We start from the raw sequence: 18,973 nt of genomic DNA, 5'->3' as shown, positions 1-18,973 counted from the left end.
GATGAAGAATGCTTAGTCCCGGAAGCTGTCATGAAAGCCGGGCCATAGCAGGTCGGCATAATTGCCCAGGGCTGCTTTTACGGAGTTCATCACAGTGACGTCGTTGCATCTGCCGGCATCCTTGCTGGCGATGATGCGGTCTGTATAGGCCTGCAACAACGACGGATGCTCGGTGATGACAGCGACCGGGGCAGTGGGGCAGATGTTGGTGCCGGTCGATGAAAACGGCCACCGGGCGGCTGTTTCAGTCAGGCGTTGTACCAGTGGATCTGCGGGGGCCAGGTTTTTGGCCATACTAAGCAGGTCCGGCAGGTAACGCAGGCACAAGTCGGCCGAATAAACGGCTTCAGGGCTGGCAGCGCCGGGGTATTCGGGCAACAGTTGTGCTATACCGGCATCATCTATCTGCCGGAGCTTGATGAGTTGCGCTGCGCGGTAAATGAATCCGGCAGCCCCAAGGGCGGTATTGCCGTCGAAAGCCGGGGCTTGTCCGGGCATATCAGCGAGGTCATGCTGGTAGTAATCGGTCAACACGTTTCGGGTCTCTCTGAGGTCATCGTTGGAAAAAGGATGAACCACTGCGGATACCGTTACTTGTCCATCACGGACCAGGGTGGTTACAAAAGAGGATAAGTTCATAGGTTACTATTGTCTTCCATGCGTGCGGGATGCATTGTATGCCAAAGTAATAAAAAACCCGCTAAATAGTAGTATCCGGGGAAGAATCTTCTTCTGCCCATGAACGTGCCAGGAATACATAGTCTACGATATATCCTTCGGCGGTGATGGTTTTACCGGCGAGCTTCATCAATGGGTTATTCATGAAGGGGTTGGCGCCGGCGGGGCGTATGAGATATTCTTTCTGGTCGCAGACCAGGTATACGCCCAGGTGTTCGCTTTTGGAGCGCTGGCCGAAAGTCCGCAATACCAGCCGCCCTGTGAGGCGGACGATATTTTTTTCGGGGGTTTGATTATCTGCTGACATATTCACGGTAGCCCAGTATTTGATTATTTTTTTCTTTTACGACCAGCACTTTAGTGGTGGTACGTTCTCCATGGGCTGCTGATTCCGAAAATACATGAAATTTTACAGATGGCATGGAAGTGCCCGATGTGGCAGTTGCCTGGGTATGTTTATGGTGACTGATAAATGTTTTGGCAGGCGGGGGTGTGGTAAATTGTTTTTCACCCAGCAGTGAATGCATGGCCGCTTCCAGGGCGGGGTCGGTAGCATGTGTCTCACTGGTATGTTGTGGCGTTGCCAGAAAGGTATCCAGCATTTTACCCCGGGCTTCCATGTTATCCCGGCGGTTTTGCAGGGTATTTACAAAAGTTTGTTCCACCCCGTCGGTGCTGGGGTCTTTGCCGTTGATAACCGGTTGCAGGGAAGGATCTCCCAGCAGGTAAAACTGGGCGGCTGTTTTAAGTTCAAACGGGTCGAGGGTAGGGCCCATTTCATGCAGGAACCGCTGCCGGGCTTCCAGCAGCGCTCTGCCGGTAGAGGCGCCGTTCAGTACATTGATCAGGAAAAACTGTGTCAGCAGGTCTGCCAGTCCCTGGCCGGTGGGCGGTCCATAGGCGATGTTGGAAGCGCCTACAAAAGCGATGGCATGGTTGAAAAGGTAGCTGTTGGCCATGCTCATCAGTTTGGCTGCATTTTTTTGCGGATCGTACAACTGTCCGCCGTAGCAGCATTCCGCCGCTACTATGGTACCGGTGCTCAGTTTTGCGGCAATGGTATCCGAACGCATGGCCAATGGAAAATCAGCGGCCTTCTGCCCGTAATATCCCGGGTTATATATGGCGCCATGGCAGTTGATGAAATGGGTTTTCGGTTCCATCTGGGTAGACCAGTTGGTGCCGTCCAGTGCAGCTGTACCGGGAAATACCAGCAGGCTGGTATTGTTGCCGAAAATGTTTTGCAGGCTGTTTTGCGTAGAGTCCTGCCAGTCAAATGTGCTGGCCGCAAAGTAGGACTGGTACAGGCTGACCGGTTGTGGCGCCGTGGACATAATATCTTTGATAAGCGACCGCAGATAGGCGACGTCATTACCTCCGGGTACATCCGGCAGGCGGCCCACTACCCGGGTAGGGGCAATGAATTTGCCGGGATCAGTGTCATATGGCGCGTCGCAGGCGTAGGGCAGGTCGCTGGGAATAAGGCTGTCGGGGTCGTTGTCTTTCAACAGGTTTTTTAACCGCTGGAACGGGATCACGTCCTGTGCGCCGATCAGCATGATGTAACCGGGAGAATAAAAACGATACAGATCGTCGATCGCTTTTTTGTGCTGGGCTTCGTCGGTGATGTCCGTTACCGGGGCGGACTGGCAGGCCTGCATCTGTACGGCATCGTCCAGTAAAATCAGTTGGGTAGACAGCTGCCTGCCGGCGTCAAATGCCTGTAGCGCTTTCAGGTCATCCAGTATGACCGGATGCTGGTCTCCATACTTCTTTTCCAGGGCCGATTTATTGGTTATAATGAGTTTTGTCGTTAGCATATGAATCGCGGGGCTTGCCATAAAAACATGCATTAAAACGCTAAAAATATTAAAATAAAAGCATACCCGGCAAGTCTCTGTTAACAATATTACCACATCGCTACGCAAAGTACTTGCATAGTGAAAAAGGAAAACGTACCTTGTTGCAAACGATTGCATATGAAAACGCTTTTCCGGAACTTATGTCTGCTGGGCTGCCTGGTGGCTGGTCAGCAAACCACCGCACAGGTCATTGCCCGTTACACCGTACAGGCCGGCGATATAGCCCGTCACAACAGCGTGGTACATATACCGCTGGATCAGCCGGCAGACACGGAAGACCTGCTGCTGGAAGAAGTGGCGGGGAAAAAGCGTACGCCCGTTGCCGTTACCGCGGCGAACGGGGAACTCTGGTGGATACTGGAAGGGCATACCCCCGCCGGCGCCCGGAGGTTTTATGAACTGAAAAGAGCCAATCGTAAAACATCCACGGTACCCGTTATGCAGGTAACCGATGCCAACGGGGCACTGGTGCTGCAACAAGGACTTAAACATATTCTGCAATACAACTACGCTACCGTGGAACCACCCGCCGGCAGCGACAGCGTATACCGCCGCAGCGCTTTTATCCATCCGTTGTGGGCGCCCAACGGGGCGGTGCTGACCAACGCCTTCCCCAACGCAGGCCACCGGCATCATATGGGCATCTGGAACCCATGGACACATACCCTGTTTGAGGGAAAAGAAACCGACTTCTGGAACGTACAGAAAAAAGAAGGGAAAGTACGTTTCGTGAAAATGGAATCCGTTACCAACGGCAACGCCTGGTGCGGATTCAGCGCCCGCCAGGACCATGTGGCTTTCGGGAAAAACGGGTCAGAAAAGGTAGCCATCAACGAAACATGGAAAGTTCGCGCCTACCCGTCCACCAACAATGGACAGCGCCGCTGCTGGGATATCACTTCCCTGTTCCATTGCGCCACGGAAGAAGGCATCACCCTGCTGCAATACCGTTACGGCGGCGGATTTGGTCTGCGTACCACGCCCTTCTTCACTGCCAGCACCAGCGAAGTGCTCACCTCTGAAGGTAAAACCCGTAAAAACGCCGACAGTACCCGCGCCCGCTGGGTGAAAATAACCGGCGTTACACCGGAAGGCAAATCAGGACTGCTCATTATGAATGCACCGGATAACTATGATTCACCGGAACCGCTGCGCGTTTGGCCGGAGAACATGGAAGGCGGTGAACTCATGCTGAACTACTCACCTACCAAAATGAAGGAATGGAAACTAACTAACGGTAACAACTATACGCTAACGTACCGCGTCATGGTGTACGATGGAGATATCACGCCGGAAGAAGCTGAGGCTGCCTGGAAAGACTTTGCTTTTCCTCCGGTCGTGCGCAAACAGTAAAGGATCGTTTTGATATTCCTGCTTTTTATGCTATTTTCGTCGGCGTGAAAGGTTGACCCGGCATACCCCTGATATTGAAGAACCATATACGTAATACATACCATATGAGAAGTCTGCAAGACCTACAGGCTACGTTAACGGCCATCCACGAAAAAGATAAAAAACAAATTATCCAGGCACTGATCACCGCAGAAATACTGGCCACCCTGTTCATGGCAGTGGTATTGACTTCCATCCTGAAAACAAAGGCCGAACTGCCGCTATTGCTGATCCTGATGTTTGGTGCAATGATGATCGGCCCGGTGATCCCTTATCTCATTATGTGGATGCAGGCAAAAAAACGGCCTTCCAAAATTGAGGAGTTTGTAGCGCGGCTAAGGAAAGGAGAGGCGGTGAGTAACCTGGAAACCTATACGGACTATAAACTGATTTTACCGCTGCGTGTTATCCGTATCCGGTTGTTCCCGATGGAATATGCACAAATCGTGATCGGTACGGGCCGTCAGTCCTATAAACTGCCGCTTTCGGAAGAAAATGTACAACCCTTCCGGGCTTTCGTCAGCGCCGCAGGAGCCGGCGCCGTTACCGGAAATACCCCTTCTGCCAACTGGTCCGCTAATTAAACAACCCCGGCATAAAGCTGTTATAACAGTATGAAGACAATCGAGGAATTCAATGCATTTGTAGCACAACAACTGGATGCACAGCTGCAACAACTGGAAAATCAACGCCAGTCCGCCCAGGCCTGGGTACGCCGGATGCGTATACTGGGCGTAGTACCGGTCATCCTCTTTTTTGCTTTCCTGATGTGGGTAGTCATCCCCCGGCAGGAAAACAATAACCCCAACAGCCTGTCCATTTTCCTGTTCCTGGGCATCGGTGTGGTGCTAACGCTGGCGCTGAGCTTTGGCCTGCGGCGCTATATGGCCAACCAAAAAGGCATGCAGGAAATGGTGGATTACAAACAGGACTTTAAAAACAAAGTGATACAACCCATCATCCGCTTTATAGATCCGGCTTTCAGCTACCAGCCGTTGAACCATGCCAGCTATGAAGAGTTTATGGAAAGCGGTTTGTTTACCCGGCAGGAATACAATATCAGCGGCAACGACCAGGTGTTCGGTAAAACCGGTGACCTCAGTTTCCAGTGGTGCGATCTGAAAGTAACGCATATGCCGGTAGTAACGCTGCGGGGAATGGGGCATGACGTGATCTTTGAAGGTACCTGGTTTATAGCGCAGTTCCCGCGTTACTTCACCACGCCGGTGTACATCGTTCCCCGTAGCACGATGATGGAAAAGCTGACTACTTCCGATACCGACTATATCGAAACCTGGAACCTGGGGAAAAAGGTAACCACGGCTGATACCGCCTTCAATAAGTTGTTTATGGCCTACGCCAAAGATACAGACGAAGCGCAACAGCTGCTGACAGCGCCACTGCTGGCGAAGATCGTACGCCTGCAGGAACGCTCACAGGCGCCGGTGTACATGTCGTTTTCCAACAACCGTATTTATATCGGCATCAGCCATGGAGAAGACTATTTTGAAGCAGGACTGCAGGAGTCATTAACCGATCGCCGGCTGCTGACAGATTTTTACCTGGACTTCACCGGTTTGATGGAGATCGTGGACGATCTGCGGCAGAACGGCAGTATCTGGACTTCCGTCGCTTTTTCCCGCACCTGAGAGCAGTTTATTGTTTGCTTGTTTCTTCTTCCGTTTCTTCTTCTTCCTCCTCACTTAGCTGCGGAGGCATCAGCGTTTTCATTTTAGACTTTTTCATTTTATCCACTTCCGCTTTCCAGTCTTTGCCAAAAACGCGACCCAGCCGCTCGTCTATCTCGCTGGTGAGGCTAACCTGTTTATTCGTATAGGCGTAATCGTAGTAATCGGCTGCGAGGAAAGCATAGGCGGAAGAGGAGATTTCATCGTCTGTCATGGGAAGCCCGCATTTATAGGCTTGTTCCAGGAAGGTATGATAACGGCTGCTATCCTTGCGACGACTGAGTTCTACCACCTGGAACCAGGAAGTGATCGCCTGCGGCAGATACTGGTGTTGTTCTGCCAGCGCTGCCTGTTGCAGGAACCATTCGATGGCAGTCATATAATTACGGCGTATCTGCGCATAGGCGCCCTGGTAACCGTATGACTGTATCAGCAGGGGCAGGCAGGCCTTATCGTCCTGTTGCATGCCCTGTTTGGAAATACGGGTGGCTTTATCCAGCAGGGACGGCAATTTGGGATCTCTCTTAAAATTAAACAACATACCTGCATAGGAGAGGTGAGCCGTGGCAAAGAGTCCTTTGTTACCACTGCGTTGCGCCGATTCCAGCATACGTTCTCCCCAGTAGTGCAATCTTTTAATGTCTTTATCTTTCGCTGCATTGCCCATTTCAAACAGGCATTTGCGGTAACTGATTTCCGGATCGTTGGGATTGCCGCTGGTAGCGAGGCGTTGAATGGCTTCCGCCAGTTGCAGCGGCACATGAAACGACAGTATTTGCCCGGGAAAAGGCCGGTCATTGATCAGCAGGTAATCTTTTCCTACGTGGTCTATCACGGTGATGCGAACACCGGTAGGAACGCCCAGTTTCAGCAGTTTGGTGAGCCAGCGGGTAAAACTGCGCGTATCGCTCACCTGCCGGGGGAGCAGCGCCAGTACTAACGTTCGCGGCTGATGTGGCAGCGCCGCCTGAAAAGATTGCAGCAGTTGCAGCAGTTGTTTATCCGGTGAGGCAGATAGTTGCCGGAAAGGCGCCGGGTCCCAGGACAAAGCGCTGTTTTGCGCTTCCAGGTCCTGCAGCAGGGCGGTGCTGTTGTCGTAAGTCGTCAGCCAGTCTTTGATGATCGCCGCACTGAAGGTGTCTTCTCCTTCAAAAGACGTCAGGTGAGTGACAAATACCTCTTCCAGTTGGCCATGGGGAGATGATTCCAGTTTCAGAAACCCTTCATAAAGCCTGGCTTCTTCCGGTAATATCATCAGGCGGATCAGTCGCAGTTGTTCGTTGTTGTGGACCGCCTTACGCCAGTAGGCCTGTATTTTATTGACCTCCAGCGCTATCGGATTATGTTGATTCATCAGCAGTTTAAATTTACAGTACCACCTTTGATGTCGGTAACGGTTTTCCCATCTAATTGAAAGTTCATGCTTTTAATAGCATGTGTTTCAACATCCGTGAAGTGGTGTTTGGTTTCTACCCTCATATTCGCCTTGCTTTTCAGCTCATGCAGGGTGACGGCCGAGGTTTCCAGTTTGTCGGCGCCGGTGGTGATTTTATTTTCTACGTTGTCTATCGTGATTTGTGCGGGGCCTTCACCGATCACCACTTTTTTGGTGCCTTTCAGGTGAATTTCCTTGGAGAGGAATTCTATCTGGTTAGGAGCGTCCACCACTATTTTGTCATCCGTTTTAACCGTGACCAGCGTTTGTGATTGTACCGTGATATTACCGGAACCGTCCATGATCATGGTACTGCCGTTTTTGTCGGTCACGGTAACACTACCGGAATTATCATCGAGCTGTATCAGGTTACCGCTGCGGGTTTTGATGGCTTTCATATTGTTCTGTGCATCGCCGTAACCGCTTTTGGATTTACCGTTGAATTTGCTGCCCAGTACCACCGGCATTTCCGCGTTGCCGCCTTCAAAGCCGATCACCACTTCTTCCCCTACCTCCGGTACGAAGTGGAAGCCGGTACCGCCGCCGGCGGCGGGTGAAGCCTGGCGTACCCAGGGGCTCATATCATTTTGTTGCTGCCAGAAAAACTGCACCCTTACCCGGCCCAGCTTTTCCGGGTCGTTGTTATCCTTCACGATGGCGCTTTGCATATCGGCTTTCGGTACCAGGTGGGGATTGCTGTACGGAGGAACTTTTACATCTGCCGGAATAGCTGTAAAAGAGCAGTGGTAGTTACCGGGCGTATCTGCATAGTGTGTGGCAGAAATCACCGTATAGGCGCTCTGGTTAGTATCGCTGGCAATGCTGATACGCTGACCGGGCATCACCGGCAGTTCGCTGATACCGCTTACCCGTACGAAGGCGGCGGCATTCACTTTTGTTTGTACTTCCTTCACCTGTTTCAGTTGGTCCTGGGTATAACCGTGATGCACAAACGTTTGTTTCTGGGAAGAGGAGCTGTACAGGTCATCCGATGCGCTGGACGACAGGTTCATCAGCGGATGGGAACCCGCTTCCGCCTTTTGCGATTTTTCGCTCAGGGGAGAGGCTTTCATCATATCGTATGATACATAGTTGATACGTTGTGGCGTTACTGCGGCCACGGTTTTCAACTGATGGAGGGTCACATTTTTGGTGAGTTTTACTTCGTCTTTCTGCGGTTCTCCGATCACGAGGGCGTTGCCATCGTAATACATCCATTCGCCGTAACGGGCAGCCAGCCGGGCGATAAAATCGAAATCGGTTTCGTTGTATTGCACACAATAGGGGAGCGTGCCTTTATGCGCCGGTACCACCTGTGTTTTCAACAGGCCGGAGCCGGCATCCTGCAGGGCGCCCTGGATGACTGTTTGCAGGGATTGCTGATAAAAAGAGGTGCTCTGCGGCACATCGTCCAGCAGGATAGTAGGACTAACGCCTGATACCTGGAAGCCGATAGCCGCGCCATCTTCTTCGATGACAGCCATACTGGTGATGAGCCCTTTGAAGCGGAAACTATCGAAGCTGATGGAGATGCCTTTACCGATATATTTTTCAATGATTCCCTGCTGGTAGGAGAGGCTGCTGCTCAGGCTGCCGGGCCGCCACAGGAAACTAAAATAGTGATGGCTGCCAACGGCTTGTTCCAGGGTTACATTTTTAAACTCTACTGGCCCGGGGTAGCCTTCAATACCTATTGTTGACTTATTCAGAAATTTATCGTCACCCATAATATTCAGGTTTAGAATTTTTTTGTCAAGGAAATGCCTGTGTGAAAAGGATCAATCCTTCGGATTAATCTTTATCACGCCGGTGTTTTTAAAATCGATATCACCACCATTGATATCTTCCGTATGCATGTATATAAAATATCTGGAAGGTTGCCCGGAAGCATCCCTGGGGTTATCGTCAAAGTGGCTGGTGTAGCTGGCGGGCAGCCCTTTGTGTATCTCCTGTGCCTTGCTGAAGTGATTAAATTGTTTGTGGTTAACAGCCGCCAATGCTTTTTGGAATTTGTTAGGTTTCTTTTGTATCGCATCGGCTGCTTTATCTTTCCCGTAGCTGAAATCACGGTTGACCAGGTTGCTGAAGTCTGCCAAAGTATAGCGCTGGTAACGGGAAAGGATATCTGTCGTTTTGGCGGCTGGCAGGCCGGGCCGCGTAAAGGTGACCATGTTGCTCCGTTGTATATCGAGCACAAAAGTACCTACATCCTGTACCTGTACCTCCAGCAGGTTGTTTTGCAGCTGGCAGCAGAGGTGGGAAGCGGGGATCACGGTTTTTGTCAGGCCGGCGTTATACAATACCACGGGCAGGTGAAGCGCCATCGTGGAGAGGCCCTGGTGAAGCTGTGTTGTGAGGGAGGTGAACCTGGTACCGGCAGGGTTGTTTGCCGGAGGCTTCCGCTGGTTGCGTCCTTCGGGCGCTTCATGCATACGGATATCCGTCAGCGTACGTTGTAATGCCATCAGGATAAAGCGGGCCGCCACCTTGATATTTTCGGGGATATGCTCCATGGCCTAGTCCTCCCATTTTCTTTTAAAGGCGACGCTGCCGATTTTAAGTTCCCGGGCGGAGATCACGATATGGGTGATCATGGGGCTGGCACCGGAGTGATGATAACTTTCGTGGAATTGTACACAGATACCTTCTGTGAATTCCACCGTACGCAGACTGGAGTCGTGGTCTCTGCGTTTGAAGATGATGGTACCATCCCGTTTTTCTTCCGGTGATATCATCCATTGGACCAGGTCGGTGTCGCGGGCCGATTCCAGTACGAGGGAGATTGTACCACCACGGGGCATGGTGCTGGGTTTGCCGATAGCGTCGGTTCCCTGTGAAAAGCCGTAGTTGCATTCCAGTACATTGGCTGTTCTGCCGCCAATAATCAGTTCTGCCTTAAAAGACATAAAAAATCCTTTTTTGTGTTAACAATCCGGCCACCTATGACTATACGCAGTTAGGCAAAGGTATGACGGTGATATATGATGTTTATATGATCGTTGTGATCGTTTCCGTTATAATGTGTGAATGTTGTGATCCCTGTGAAAGTAGGTAATGACACGGATTTCCGGGCAAAAGGTCTTTCTCATGGTCTCTTGTTTATTGGTGTTTTAAGGTTCTCTTTTCAATAAAGGCTGATACGAAAATAACCAATATTTTGACATTTTGGGATTTTGGTATGTTGATGTCCGGAAGGTTGTTTTGGTATGGCGTACTACCGGGTTTTATAGGGTGGAATCCTATTATAATATTATGTACCCTGCTTATTTTTTTATCTGATAAAAAATTTATGTATTATTTTTATGTTTAAAATAATTTTTATTTTTAATGAGATAAAATTGCGGTAGATTTACTTAGATATTTGCTGGTGTTGTGTTTTGATGGTTGTGAAATCCGTGTGCGGATAGACGTTACCCCTGCAGTAAATGTGTTTGAAAAGTTTAATATTAGCCTCCGGTGAGATTTTCTTGCAGATAGAATTTTATGTAAATGTTTTCGCAGTATCTTTACCCAACTGCTTTTGTTAAGCAGCAGCGTTGTTGTAATTGTTAACTTTTTTAGAAAAACCTTGAATCATCCAAATGACCCTTTCAACATTGACCATATTCAGCGTTGAACTGCAGTCCGCCATCCGGATTGCCCAAGCAATAGCCAAAGATCATCATCATGTGCAGTATTCCCCTGCGCACCTGCTTCGTGCAGCCATGCATAAGGAGGTGGGGCTTGCGCCGGTATTGCATCAGATGAACATAGATGTATATTACCTGGAAGAGTGGGCGGAAGTAAGACTGGACGAGCTACCCCGTACATCCCGCACCGTAGACGAAGCGGAGGCCGATGATGCCGCTGCTACCGTATTGCAGGAAGCCATCAATATAGCACAGGAAGCGGATAAATCTGAAACAGATGCCTGGTCTCTGCTGATAGCTTTATGTACCCCCGGCGTAGGTTTCTCCTACGAACAGCTGAAATCGTTCCCCTTTACCCGTGAGCAACTGATAGCCGCCAGCGAACAGGGCCGCAGCCGGCCGGACAACGCCAACGGCAAAACGACCGCAGCCACTATTAAGCCCGCCTCGCTGAAGTATGTGTACCGCATGACCGACCCGCAGCTGTTACAGACCTATCACCCGGTGATAGGAAGGGACGGCGATATCCGGGCGCTCACGGAAGTGCTTACCCGTAAAGACCGCGCCAGTGTGCTCATCATTGGGGAAGGCGGGGTTGGTAAAACTTCCCTGGTGGAAGGACTGGCCCATGCCATCGCTCAGAAACAGGTACCCCTGCAATTGCAACAGTCCGATATATATGCGCTCGATTACGGCGCCTTTATAGCCGGAGCTGCCTATAAAAATGAACTGGAGGACAGGCTCCTGCAGATCATCCAGCAGCTCAAACAAACGGGCAGGCATATACTCTTTATAGACAACCTCCATACCCTGCTCGATAAACAATCCGGCGGCGGTATGGCCAACGTTATTAAAGCCTCCCTGGGTAAAGGCGAGATCATCCTGATCGGTACCACCACCCCGGAAGGTTTCCGTAAACTCATTGAGCCGGACGCTATCCTGCGGCATCGTTTTGAAACCGTTACCCTGGCAGAGCCGGACGAAACACAGGCAGTACGTATGATGACAGCCGTGGTACCCGTGTATGAAAGTTTCTATCAGCTGCAGGTACCGCCCGAAGCTATCAAAGAAGCTATCCGCCTCTCCCGGCGTTACCTGAAGGAACGTTGCCTGCCGGACAGCGCTATCAACCTGCTGGACCGTACCATGGCCGCTATCCGCGCTACGCAGGATACCGGCGCGCCATTGCTGGCCTCCCTCCGGGCAGAGCTGGAAACGCTGCGTGGTAAGGAGCACTTACAAAGTGAAGACCTGCATTGGTTTTACAGGCAACTGACTGACAGGCTGGGCGCACTGCTTGCCGGTAAATTGCAGATAGATTCCGCATTGACAAAAATGACAGATACCAACGCGTTGCTCGACGCCCTGCAACAACTGCTGGACCAGCTGACAGTCGTGGTATCTGCTGAACATAAAGCTGTTACGCCCGTTGATCTGGCTACCATGATTGCGGGAATGACCGGCATTCCGCTGGGTAAGATCCAGTCACAGGAAAGAGAACGCCTGGTGGCGATGGACCTGCACCTGCGCAAGAGAGTAGTAGGGCAGGACCATGCCCTCAAAGCCGTATCGGACGCCATCCTGGAGTCCCGTTCCGGCCTCAGCAGGCCCGGACAACCGATTGGTTCCTTCTTCTTCCTGGGACCTACCGGTACCGGTAAAACGGAACTGGCCAAATCTCTGGCAGACTTCTTGTTCCAGGATGAGCGCTGTATGATCCGCTTCGATATGTCGGAGTTTAAGGAAGAACATGCAGCCGCCCTGTTGTATGGCGCGCCTCCGGGATATGTGGGATATGAGGAAGGCGGCCTGCTGGTCAACAAAATACGGCAACAACCCTACGCAGTAGTATTATTCGACGAGATAGAAAAAGCCCATCCTTCTGTATTTGATATCTTTTTACAGATCATGGATGAGGGGAAATTACACGACAGATTAGGAAAAACCGGAGACTTCTCCAATGCTTTGGTGCTCTTTACCTCCAACATCGGTAGCGACGCCATTGCGTCTTCTTTTGAACAGGGTGTGATCCCGCCATCACAACAGCTGATGGAACTGATGGCCCGTCATTTCAGGCCGGAATTCCTGGGCAGGCTCACAGAGATCGTTCCTTTCGGACCTATCCGGCAGGAAAATGTAGAGAAGATATTCGATATCCATCTGCAACATCTCCTGCAACTGCTGCAACAGCAGGAAATCACGCTGACGGTTACACCGGCAGCCCGGCAACACCTCGCCATGATGGGCTATTCGCCCCGTTACGGCGCCCGCCCGCTGCGGGAGGTGATCCGTGGTCAGCTCCGTAAACCGCTGTCCCGCATGATCATCGACGGGAGCCTGGCGAAGGATATGTCCGTGGTGCTCGACCTGAAAGAAGACCAGTTGGATTGGTCTGTTAACAAGTAAAAAACCTCAAACAATAAAAAGGGACAGGGTACCGATAACCCGGCTCCTTTACTAATTGGAAAATCTCAAAATTGTTTTGTTATGAATGACAACTACGGAATTGGTGGCACAGAAGTCAAACTGGACGCCAATGAAGCCATTGCGGAAATATCGCATAACCGTACACTGTTTGCTGAAAAACTCACCCAGCAAGCACCTGTAAAGCCTGAAATCGTGGAAGGGCTTACTTCCGTGGAAAATGTTTTTGAACACTTCAAGCCCAGCGTAAACGTGAGCTTTCACGACGCAGAAGGCCGCCCGGTGCCGGAAAAACTGCAGTTCCACCACCTGGGCGATTTTGGTGTGAAGGGTATCACTGAACAAAGCGCTTTCCTCAACGACCTCGCCACAGAGAAAGAGCAATACCTGAAAATCATGAAAAACCTGAAGACCAACAAAATACTGAAACAGGCTCTCGCAGATCCGGACGCAAGACAAGCTATGCTGGGCGCTATACGCAGCATGCTGAAAGACCTGAACACAAAATAGTTAAACAGTTCCCCTATCCCGGAACATAATATCATTTCTTATGGCAGAATTACAGAAAAACGAGGAACTGCAAGACCTGCAAAATGCAGGACAACAGTCTTCCGCCAAACCAGAAGTTAACCTCGCCCAAAATATTGATACGCTGGCTAAATACGGCGGATTCGACCTGATTGAAGCAGCCGTGGAAGGCGCTCAAAACCTGAATCCCGACCGTAAGGCCCGCCGTAATATCTTCCTTACGGAAGCCGGCAAAAAATCGGAAAGGGATAAACTACGGAAAACACTGTCCCTCTGGGAAAAAGTACTCTCCGAAGCAACAGAACTGCCTGAGATGGTAGACTTCTGCAATGAAAACGCCGCTGAGGCAGAACAGGTGCTGAACAAGAATCTCGGCGAAGCAGTGGAATCCACCCGCGAACTGGAACAAGCCTACCGCAACGTAGCCCTGTTCTTCAAAAATACAGAGTCCGACAAGGTGAAAAATATCTCTTTCATCAACGTAGAACTCGAGCAACTGAAAGACCTCGATAATACCCGCTTTATCGACGCTATCCGCGAAGAACTGGTGGCCAATTACGACCGCCTCGATCTGCGCACCAACTACAGCCTGCTGGTTATTCCGGGATACCTCGGTTCCAACAAGGTACTGGAGAAATGGGCCAAAATAGCACATGAAAACAAAGCCATGCTGGTGACCGACTTCGCTCACCTCGACGCTCCGGACGACGTGATGGAGATGTTTGAACTGGCTAACCTCACCGGCGGCGAAATACATCGCTCCAACGTGATCATGTCCTGCAACTGGCTCGTAGGCCGCGGCAAATTTGATGAGGTAGGAGAAGAGGATAACCTCTACATACCACCTTCGGGTGCACTCGCCGGTAAAATCTACAAAACCCTCATGTCGCAGGTAACAGCCGGTAAAAAATTCGGTGGCATGAACGAAGTAGACGGTGTTCGTTTTGAACTGAAGAAAAGCGAAATCGCCAGCCTCGAAAAAATGGGACTGGTACCCATGGTAAAGGAATACGGTAAAGTAATGGCCTTCAGCGCCAAAACATTGTTCAACGGCGACAACCTCGGCCTGCAAACCTACTCTGTAGTAAGGGTGTTCGACTTCGTGACCAAAGTGCTGATGGATTTCCTCAACCGCCGGGCTTTTGAAAACTTCAACGCCAATACCCGTAAGGACCTCATGAAACAAATCATTCGTTTCCTCGATGGTATCACCGGTCCGGATAAACTGATTGAAGATTTTAATATACGCCGTTTTGAACAGGACCCTGTTCAGAAAGACCGTATCCACCTGGATATCCACCTGAAGCCTTATTTCCCGGCTAAGAACTTCCTCATCAAAATGGAAGGACAGAAAGGAGATGATGCGACAGATTGGGATACCACCTATGAACAGGACAAATAGTTTCAGATACCGCCATATATGGTCATCGTTGAACAGCTGATGAAGCAGCACAACGGTGGCCAGCCAGGCGCGATTTAATTTTTATTATGGTTGTTTTTCAGGTGAGTGAAACAACCTGAAAGCCAACTCAACTGTTAAGCGTAAATACAATGAAATCCGTGCGCAGTATTTTAATTTGTTTGTTAATTGGAACGGCCCCCTCAGTCATGGCACAGCAAGTCGGCAGAACCGATACGGTGCTGACTAAAAGAGGAGCTTCTACCCTTATTACCAGTGGATCACCTATCACAACGTTCCAGATCGGTGACGGAAAAAACGCAGATTACGATTATCGGATCGTGGATGGTAACATGGCCGTTGTAAGAGCCGTCAGCGCGGCACCCAAACCGACCAACCTGATTGTCCGCGAAGGCGATAATATCCACTACATGATCCTGACGTTCCGGGAGAATGCAGATCTCGCCAAACTGCGGTACGTGTTATCTAAAAAACCGGCAGCCATAGCAGGTGTCCCAGAGAACCGGCATGGTGACAAGGATTCGGGGAACAAGCCCCAGAACACCTTCCGGCTACCGGAGGAAGATGACAGTGCGCCGCTGGTTGGGGTGGACACCGTTACCGTGAGTGATCTGGCGGAATCTTTCAAAAAAGACAGTAAAGTCAATCACAACTATGAAGTGAAAGTAGACGGCGTGAGCCTCGGTTATGCCAAAGCCATGACCCTTAGTTCACTCAACTACTTCTGCTTTCATATCCGCAATAAAAACAAAGATCCGTACGAGTTCGTCAAAGCTACCCTGATACACAAGGAGAAAAAAGATACGGCCGTACTGCATACGATGCCATTGCTGTATAAGAAAGGCCCTGCGACTATTGATGCACATGGCGAAGCACAGGAAGTTTTTGTGGTGCCGTCCAGGGTATTCAAAAAAGATGATGAAATCATCATCGTACTGGAACCGACTGAAAACAAGCCCCAACTTGTATTGTATGTGCCCGCCAGTACATTGCCGAAGTATATGCTGACAAAATAACATGAGACGCTGGTATCTGATAGGGTTATTTGTTTGTCTCTTCACAAGCCCCGTAATAGCGCAGCAGGTTGATTTCTGCGGTGAAGTGGTGCCTATGGAGCGGGACTTCGTATCCTTCCGGCTGATGGATGTGATCAAAAGAAATCTTCGTTACCAGGGATACCTGCCGGCGCTCCGGTCTAAAGCGGAAATGTATTTCCCGGTCATAGAGCCTATTCTGCAACAGTACCAGGTACCGCTGGATTTTAAATACCTGCCTATTGTAGAGAGTGGGCTCACCAACGCTACTTCTCCTGTAGGAGCGCAGGGCGTATGGCAGATTATGCCGGGAACTGCCGCGGAGCTGGGCCTCACGGTTGCGGGCGACTACGATGAGCGTAATCACCTGATCAAAGCCACCCATGCCGCCTGCAAACTGATACGGATGCTGCACGATCAGCTGCAGTCCTGGACGCTGGCCGCAGCTGCTTATAACTGCGGCGCCGGTAACATCTCCAAAAATATACGGCGGCAGGGCAGCCGCGATTATTATCAGCTGATGCTGAATAATGAAACGGCCCAGTATATCTATAAAATCATCGCCATCAAACAGCTGTTTGAAAGCCCTGAATTATACCTGCCCGGCTTTGGCTACAACGTATTCGCCAAAAGGGAAAGCAAAGGTTCCGTATTTGCGAATCCGCAAACACCTTCTCCCGGGAATCTTCAGGATTTTAATACGATCCGTATCACGGTCGGTAAAAAAGCGCTGCCCAAACAATCTACCAACGTATATACTGCCCGTCTGCAAAACAACGCCTCCTTCCGGGATGGCGAGCTGGTGAATATTCATATGCTGGACAATATGCAGGCGAATGGCGTGTATGTTGGCCGCAATGCCAGTTTATCCGGCAAAGGATGGATTGTGAGTAACCGTGTTTATGTGGATCTGGGTTTTGGCAATACCGTTATCCTTTGCGCTACCGATGGTAAAAAAGGAGTGCCGCTCGATTTGTTAAAGACCGGCGGCGAAGTAAAATTGCTGAGTATCGAATCTCACATCAGTACATCGTTGACGAATACCCGGAACGGGAATGTATTGGCAGATTTTTCTTCCAGCTGGAGCAGTAATTCCTCTTTGAGATAATGCAGGTTGGCAGATGGATATTGCGCAAGGGGTCGTACCAGTTGCAGCTTAATGTCCATGGTTCTTACGTAACCCGCATTGCCGCCCGGCTGCAGGCTCACGCCTTTGTTAACCGCCGCTGTTTTTAACTCTTTCCCATAGATGATACGGCACAATGCTTTGATATCTTCCGGTGTAACTACCCGGTTGTGAGACAACAGGTGTGAGCGATAGAGATTGATTTTTTCATCAATGTTCAGCCGGCCTTTACCGCCCTGCGTGTTGGTCAGCAGGGTAATGCTGCCAGGTTTGGTTTGTATGCTGCCGTATTCCAGTAGTTTGCTGCCCATACGGATATTGTTGGCAGCGGTACCGTTGGTAGAATAAAATTCAATGAAGATATAAGCCGCATTCTCTTTGGGCTTTACCATCACATAGGGAATGTTGCCTTTGTTGGAACCGGGTTGCAGCTGTTCTTCCAGGGAAGCGATCAGTTGATGCAGTTCCCGCATGCGGTTCGTTACGTAATCGTTTTTCACTTCTTCGAACAGGGAGCTTTCATCCCGGATTACCTCCATGAGATAGGCAATCACTTCTTTTGCTTCGCGGGTATCGAAGCGGCCGATGCCGCTGCTGCGTACCACCAGTTCCCCTTCCTGCATCTGGCCGGCGGTAGTGAAGTTGCGGACGTAGTAGTCGGTTCCTTCCAGGTCGTATACTCTTTTGATATCGAAGAAAATATCCGGAGTTTGTAACGGGATGATATTGAGATAACGGTTCAGTTTCAGTGACTGTTCGTTATTTTTTTTGTTGATGACCGGAAAGCAGTTGATGCTGCAATACAGATCCTCCAGCAGGGTATGATGCAGCGCTTCCGGGAATTCGATGCGTATCCATTGTATTTCCTTCTGCAGCTTTTCTGTTTCACGGCCGAAGATGTGGGTAAATACTTCCGGGGGGGCTGCGTTGTTGATTTTATGGGTGCTGGTATCCGCGATGGTGAGGAAGTGTTTGCGAAAACGTTGCAGGATATGCTGGCTATAGCGGGCATTGTTATCTACCGCTACTTCCACCATTCTTTCTATTTCTTCTTCATCGGCAGGACGGCTATGGTGATAGCCGGATTTCACCGGTACTTCCACGTCATTGATAAAAAAACGCGCCAGTGGCAGGTAGTGGTAAAACATTTCCTGCTGGTGGATATTGCGCAGGTCGAAGAAAAACGACATGCCTTCATAGCTGAGGCTGGCGTCTTCAAAGGAGAGGCCCAGCCACAGGTGGTTGGGTGCTACATCCGGCAGGCTATTGCCTTGCAGGATCTGTTCCTTGAACCAGTTATCGCGTGTTTCGTATAGTTTACTGCCAATGCACAGGTATTGTATATGCCCTTTAAAGAGGCGGTGTGTAGTTACCGGTGAGAAGAACAGGTCCTGGCTGTTGTGCCCGGTTTTGGTATGATGATAAAACTGATGATCGGCCTGTATGTCTGCCGAAGTTTCAGTAGACATAGCGTGGAGAATACCGAAGGCTGGTTGTGCGCTGGTGATGGGTTCCGGCATCATGATCTGGGCCAGTCTTTCCACCAGGCGGGCGTGAGACACGTCCACTTCGCCGGATATTTTCTCCAGTTCGCTGGCGCAGGCTTCCAGCAGCAGTTGTACGATGGGGTCAAAAGAGGTTTCCACTTCCGCATCGGGGTATCCCCAGAGGCGGGCAGCGGTTTTCAGCATACGGTCTTTTATCCTTTCCTTTTTCTCTTTCATGTATTTCGGGTTCTCGCAAAGGCGCTAAGGAGC

At 50.4% G+C, this 18,973-nt stretch carries 16 protein-coding genes; 8 read left to right on the top strand and 8 right to left on the bottom strand.

The window, feature by feature from the left end:
- Positions 1-12: 12 nt before the first annotated feature.
- The 3 genes from ICL07_RS07490 to ICL07_RS07480 all read right to left on the bottom strand — a co-directional run bounded on the left by ICL07_RS07490 (position 13) and on the right by ICL07_RS07480 (position 2,498).
- Positions 13-639 carry a hypothetical protein gene (locus ICL07_RS07490; RefSeq protein ID WP_188087298.1) on the bottom strand — a complete coding sequence of 209 codons (627 nt, stop codon included), beginning with the start codon at positions 637-639 and terminating at the stop codon, positions 13-15.
- A gap of 61 nt (positions 640-700) precedes the next feature.
- Positions 701-985 (bottom strand): hypothetical protein, encoded by a 285-nt coding sequence (locus tag ICL07_RS07485; protein WP_188087297.1) that lies wholly within the window; start codon positions 983-985, stop codon positions 701-703.
- A complete protein-coding gene (locus ICL07_RS07480; RefSeq protein ID WP_188087296.1) occupies positions 972-2,498 on the bottom strand; it encodes a C25 family cysteine peptidase in 1,527 nt (508 codons plus the stop codon). The genes ICL07_RS07485 and ICL07_RS07480 overlap by 14 nt, the downstream gene beginning before the upstream one ends.
- Before the next feature lie 159 nt (positions 2,499-2,657).
- On the opposite strand from ICL07_RS07480, the gene ICL07_RS07475 reads away from it, so the two are divergent.
- The 3 genes from ICL07_RS07475 (at position 2,658) to ICL07_RS07465 (ending at position 5,581) form a co-directional block, all read left to right on the top strand.
- On the top strand, positions 2,658-3,893 hold the full coding sequence (locus tag ICL07_RS07475; RefSeq protein WP_188087295.1) for a DUF6807 domain-containing protein: 1,236 nt from the start codon (positions 2,658-2,660) through the stop codon (positions 3,891-3,893).
- Between the two features lie 104 nt (positions 3,894-3,997).
- Positions 3,998-4,516 (top strand): hypothetical protein, encoded by a 519-nt coding sequence (locus tag ICL07_RS07470; RefSeq protein ID WP_188087294.1) that lies wholly within the window; start codon positions 3,998-4,000, stop codon positions 4,514-4,516.
- A gap of 30 nt (positions 4,517-4,546) precedes the next feature.
- Positions 4,547-5,581, top strand: a complete 1,035-nt coding sequence (locus tag ICL07_RS07465) for a DUF3137 domain-containing protein (protein ID WP_188087293.1) — start codon at positions 4,547-4,549, stop codon at positions 5,579-5,581.
- 7 nt (positions 5,582-5,588) lie between these two features.
- Here ICL07_RS07465 and ICL07_RS07460 read toward each other — a convergent pair whose 3' ends face one another.
- From ICL07_RS07460 to tssD, 4 genes are read right to left on the bottom strand one after another with little or no spacing between them, the layout of a single operon-like run.
- Positions 5,589-6,974 carry a hypothetical protein gene (locus ICL07_RS07460; RefSeq protein ID WP_188087292.1) on the bottom strand — a complete coding sequence of 462 codons (1,386 nt, stop codon included), beginning with the start codon at positions 6,972-6,974 and terminating at the stop codon, positions 5,589-5,591.
- A complete protein-coding gene (locus ICL07_RS07455; RefSeq protein ID WP_188087291.1) occupies positions 6,974-8,782 on the bottom strand; it encodes a type VI secretion system Vgr family protein in 1,809 nt (602 codons plus the stop codon). Before ICL07_RS07455 ends, ICL07_RS07460 begins: the two co-directional genes overlap by 1 nt.
- A gap of 51 nt (positions 8,783-8,833) precedes the next feature.
- Positions 8,834-9,568, bottom strand: coding sequence for a hypothetical protein (locus ICL07_RS07450; RefSeq protein ID WP_188087290.1), 735 nt, complete (start codon positions 9,566-9,568; stop codon positions 8,834-8,836).
- 3 nt (positions 9,569-9,571) lie between these two features.
- Complete coding sequence (tssD, locus tag ICL07_RS07445; protein ID WP_188087289.1) at positions 9,572-9,961, bottom strand: type VI secretion system tube protein TssD; 390 nt, start codon at positions 9,959-9,961, stop codon at positions 9,572-9,574.
- Positions 9,962-10,636: 675 nt separating this feature from the next.
- On the opposite strand from tssD, the gene ICL07_RS07440 reads away from it, so the two are divergent.
- The 5 genes from ICL07_RS07440 to ICL07_RS07420 all read left to right on the top strand — a co-directional run bounded on the left by ICL07_RS07440 (position 10,637) and on the right by ICL07_RS07420 (position 17,198).
- A complete protein-coding gene (locus tag ICL07_RS07440; RefSeq protein WP_188087288.1) occupies positions 10,637-13,090 on the top strand; it encodes an AAA family ATPase in 2,454 nt (817 codons plus the stop codon).
- An 81-nt stretch (positions 13,091-13,171) separates the two neighbouring features.
- Positions 13,172-13,618 carry a hypothetical protein gene (locus ICL07_RS07435; RefSeq protein WP_188087287.1) on the top strand — a complete coding sequence of 149 codons (447 nt, stop codon included), beginning with the start codon at positions 13,172-13,174 and terminating at the stop codon, positions 13,616-13,618.
- 40 nt (positions 13,619-13,658) lie between these two features.
- On the top strand, positions 13,659-15,038 hold the full coding sequence (locus ICL07_RS07430) for a DUF5458 family protein (RefSeq protein WP_188087286.1): 1,380 nt from the start codon (positions 13,659-13,661) through the stop codon (positions 15,036-15,038).
- Positions 15,039-15,244: 206 nt separating this feature from the next.
- Positions 15,245-16,072, top strand: coding sequence for a hypothetical protein (locus tag ICL07_RS07425; protein ID WP_188087285.1), 828 nt, complete (start codon positions 15,245-15,247; stop codon positions 16,070-16,072).
- Between the two features lies 1 nt (position 16,073).
- On the top strand, positions 16,074-17,198 hold the full coding sequence (locus ICL07_RS07420) for a lytic transglycosylase domain-containing protein (RefSeq protein WP_188087284.1): 1,125 nt from the start codon (positions 16,074-16,076) through the stop codon (positions 17,196-17,198).
- Here the strand turns inward: ICL07_RS07420 and ICL07_RS07415 are convergent.
- A complete protein-coding gene (locus tag ICL07_RS07415; protein ID WP_188087283.1) occupies positions 17,108-18,940 on the bottom strand; it encodes a type VI secretion system baseplate subunit TssF in 1,833 nt (610 codons plus the stop codon). The two genes, ICL07_RS07420 and ICL07_RS07415, sit on opposite strands and share 91 nt — an antisense overlap.
- Positions 18,941-18,973 lie beyond the last annotated feature (33 nt).

The organism is Chitinophaga qingshengii, from assembly GCF_014529935.1.
GTDB lineage: Bacteria > Bacteroidota > Bacteroidia > Chitinophagales > Chitinophagaceae > Chitinophaga > Chitinophaga qingshengii.
The sequence above is the reverse complement of the archived record's forward strand: the minus strand, read 5'-3'. Positions and strand labels throughout refer to the sequence as shown.

What these genes read in the sequence shown, in the direction of transcription:
- ICL07_RS07490 (WP_188087298.1), bottom strand. Translation starts at nt 639, where the DNA reads ATGAACTTATCCTCTTTTGTAACCACCCTGGTCCGTGATGGACAAGTA.
- ICL07_RS07485 (WP_188087297.1), bottom strand. Translation starts at nt 985, where the DNA reads ATGTCAGCAGATAATCAAACCCCCGAAAAAAATATCGTCCGCCTCACA.
- ICL07_RS07480 (WP_188087296.1), bottom strand. Translation starts at nt 2,498, where the DNA reads ATGCTAACGACAAAACTCATTATAACCAATAAATCGGCCCTGGAAAAG.
- ICL07_RS07475 (WP_188087295.1), top strand. Translation starts at nt 2,658, where the DNA reads ATGAAAACGCTTTTCCGGAACTTATGTCTGCTGGGCTGCCTGGTGGCT.
- ICL07_RS07470 (WP_188087294.1), top strand. Translation starts at nt 3,998, where the DNA reads ATGAGAAGTCTGCAAGACCTACAGGCTACGTTAACGGCCATCCACGAA.
- ICL07_RS07465 (WP_188087293.1), top strand. Translation starts at nt 4,547, where the DNA reads ATGAAGACAATCGAGGAATTCAATGCATTTGTAGCACAACAACTGGAT.
- ICL07_RS07460 (WP_188087292.1), bottom strand. Translation starts at nt 6,974, where the DNA reads ATGAATCAACATAATCCGATAGCGCTGGAGGTCAATAAAATACAGGCC.
- ICL07_RS07455 (WP_188087291.1), bottom strand. Translation starts at nt 8,782, where the DNA reads ATGGGTGACGATAAATTTCTGAATAAGTCAACAATAGGTATTGAAGGC.
- ICL07_RS07450 (WP_188087290.1), bottom strand. Translation starts at nt 9,568, where the DNA reads ATGGAGCATATCCCCGAAAATATCAAGGTGGCGGCCCGCTTTATCCTG.
- tssD (WP_188087289.1), bottom strand. Translation starts at nt 9,961, where the DNA reads ATGTCTTTTAAGGCAGAACTGATTATTGGCGGCAGAACAGCCAATGTA.
- ICL07_RS07440 (WP_188087288.1), top strand. Translation starts at nt 10,637, where the DNA reads ATGACCCTTTCAACATTGACCATATTCAGCGTTGAACTGCAGTCCGCC.
- ICL07_RS07435 (WP_188087287.1), top strand. Translation starts at nt 13,172, where the DNA reads ATGAATGACAACTACGGAATTGGTGGCACAGAAGTCAAACTGGACGCC.
- ICL07_RS07430 (WP_188087286.1), top strand. Translation starts at nt 13,659, where the DNA reads ATGGCAGAATTACAGAAAAACGAGGAACTGCAAGACCTGCAAAATGCA.
- ICL07_RS07425 (WP_188087285.1), top strand. Translation starts at nt 15,245, where the DNA reads ATGGCACAGCAAGTCGGCAGAACCGATACGGTGCTGACTAAAAGAGGA.
- ICL07_RS07420 (WP_188087284.1), top strand. Translation starts at nt 16,074, where the DNA reads ATGAGACGCTGGTATCTGATAGGGTTATTTGTTTGTCTCTTCACAAGC.
- ICL07_RS07415 (WP_188087283.1), bottom strand. Translation starts at nt 18,940, where the DNA reads ATGAAAGAGAAAAAGGAAAGGATAAAAGACCGTATGCTGAAAACCGCT.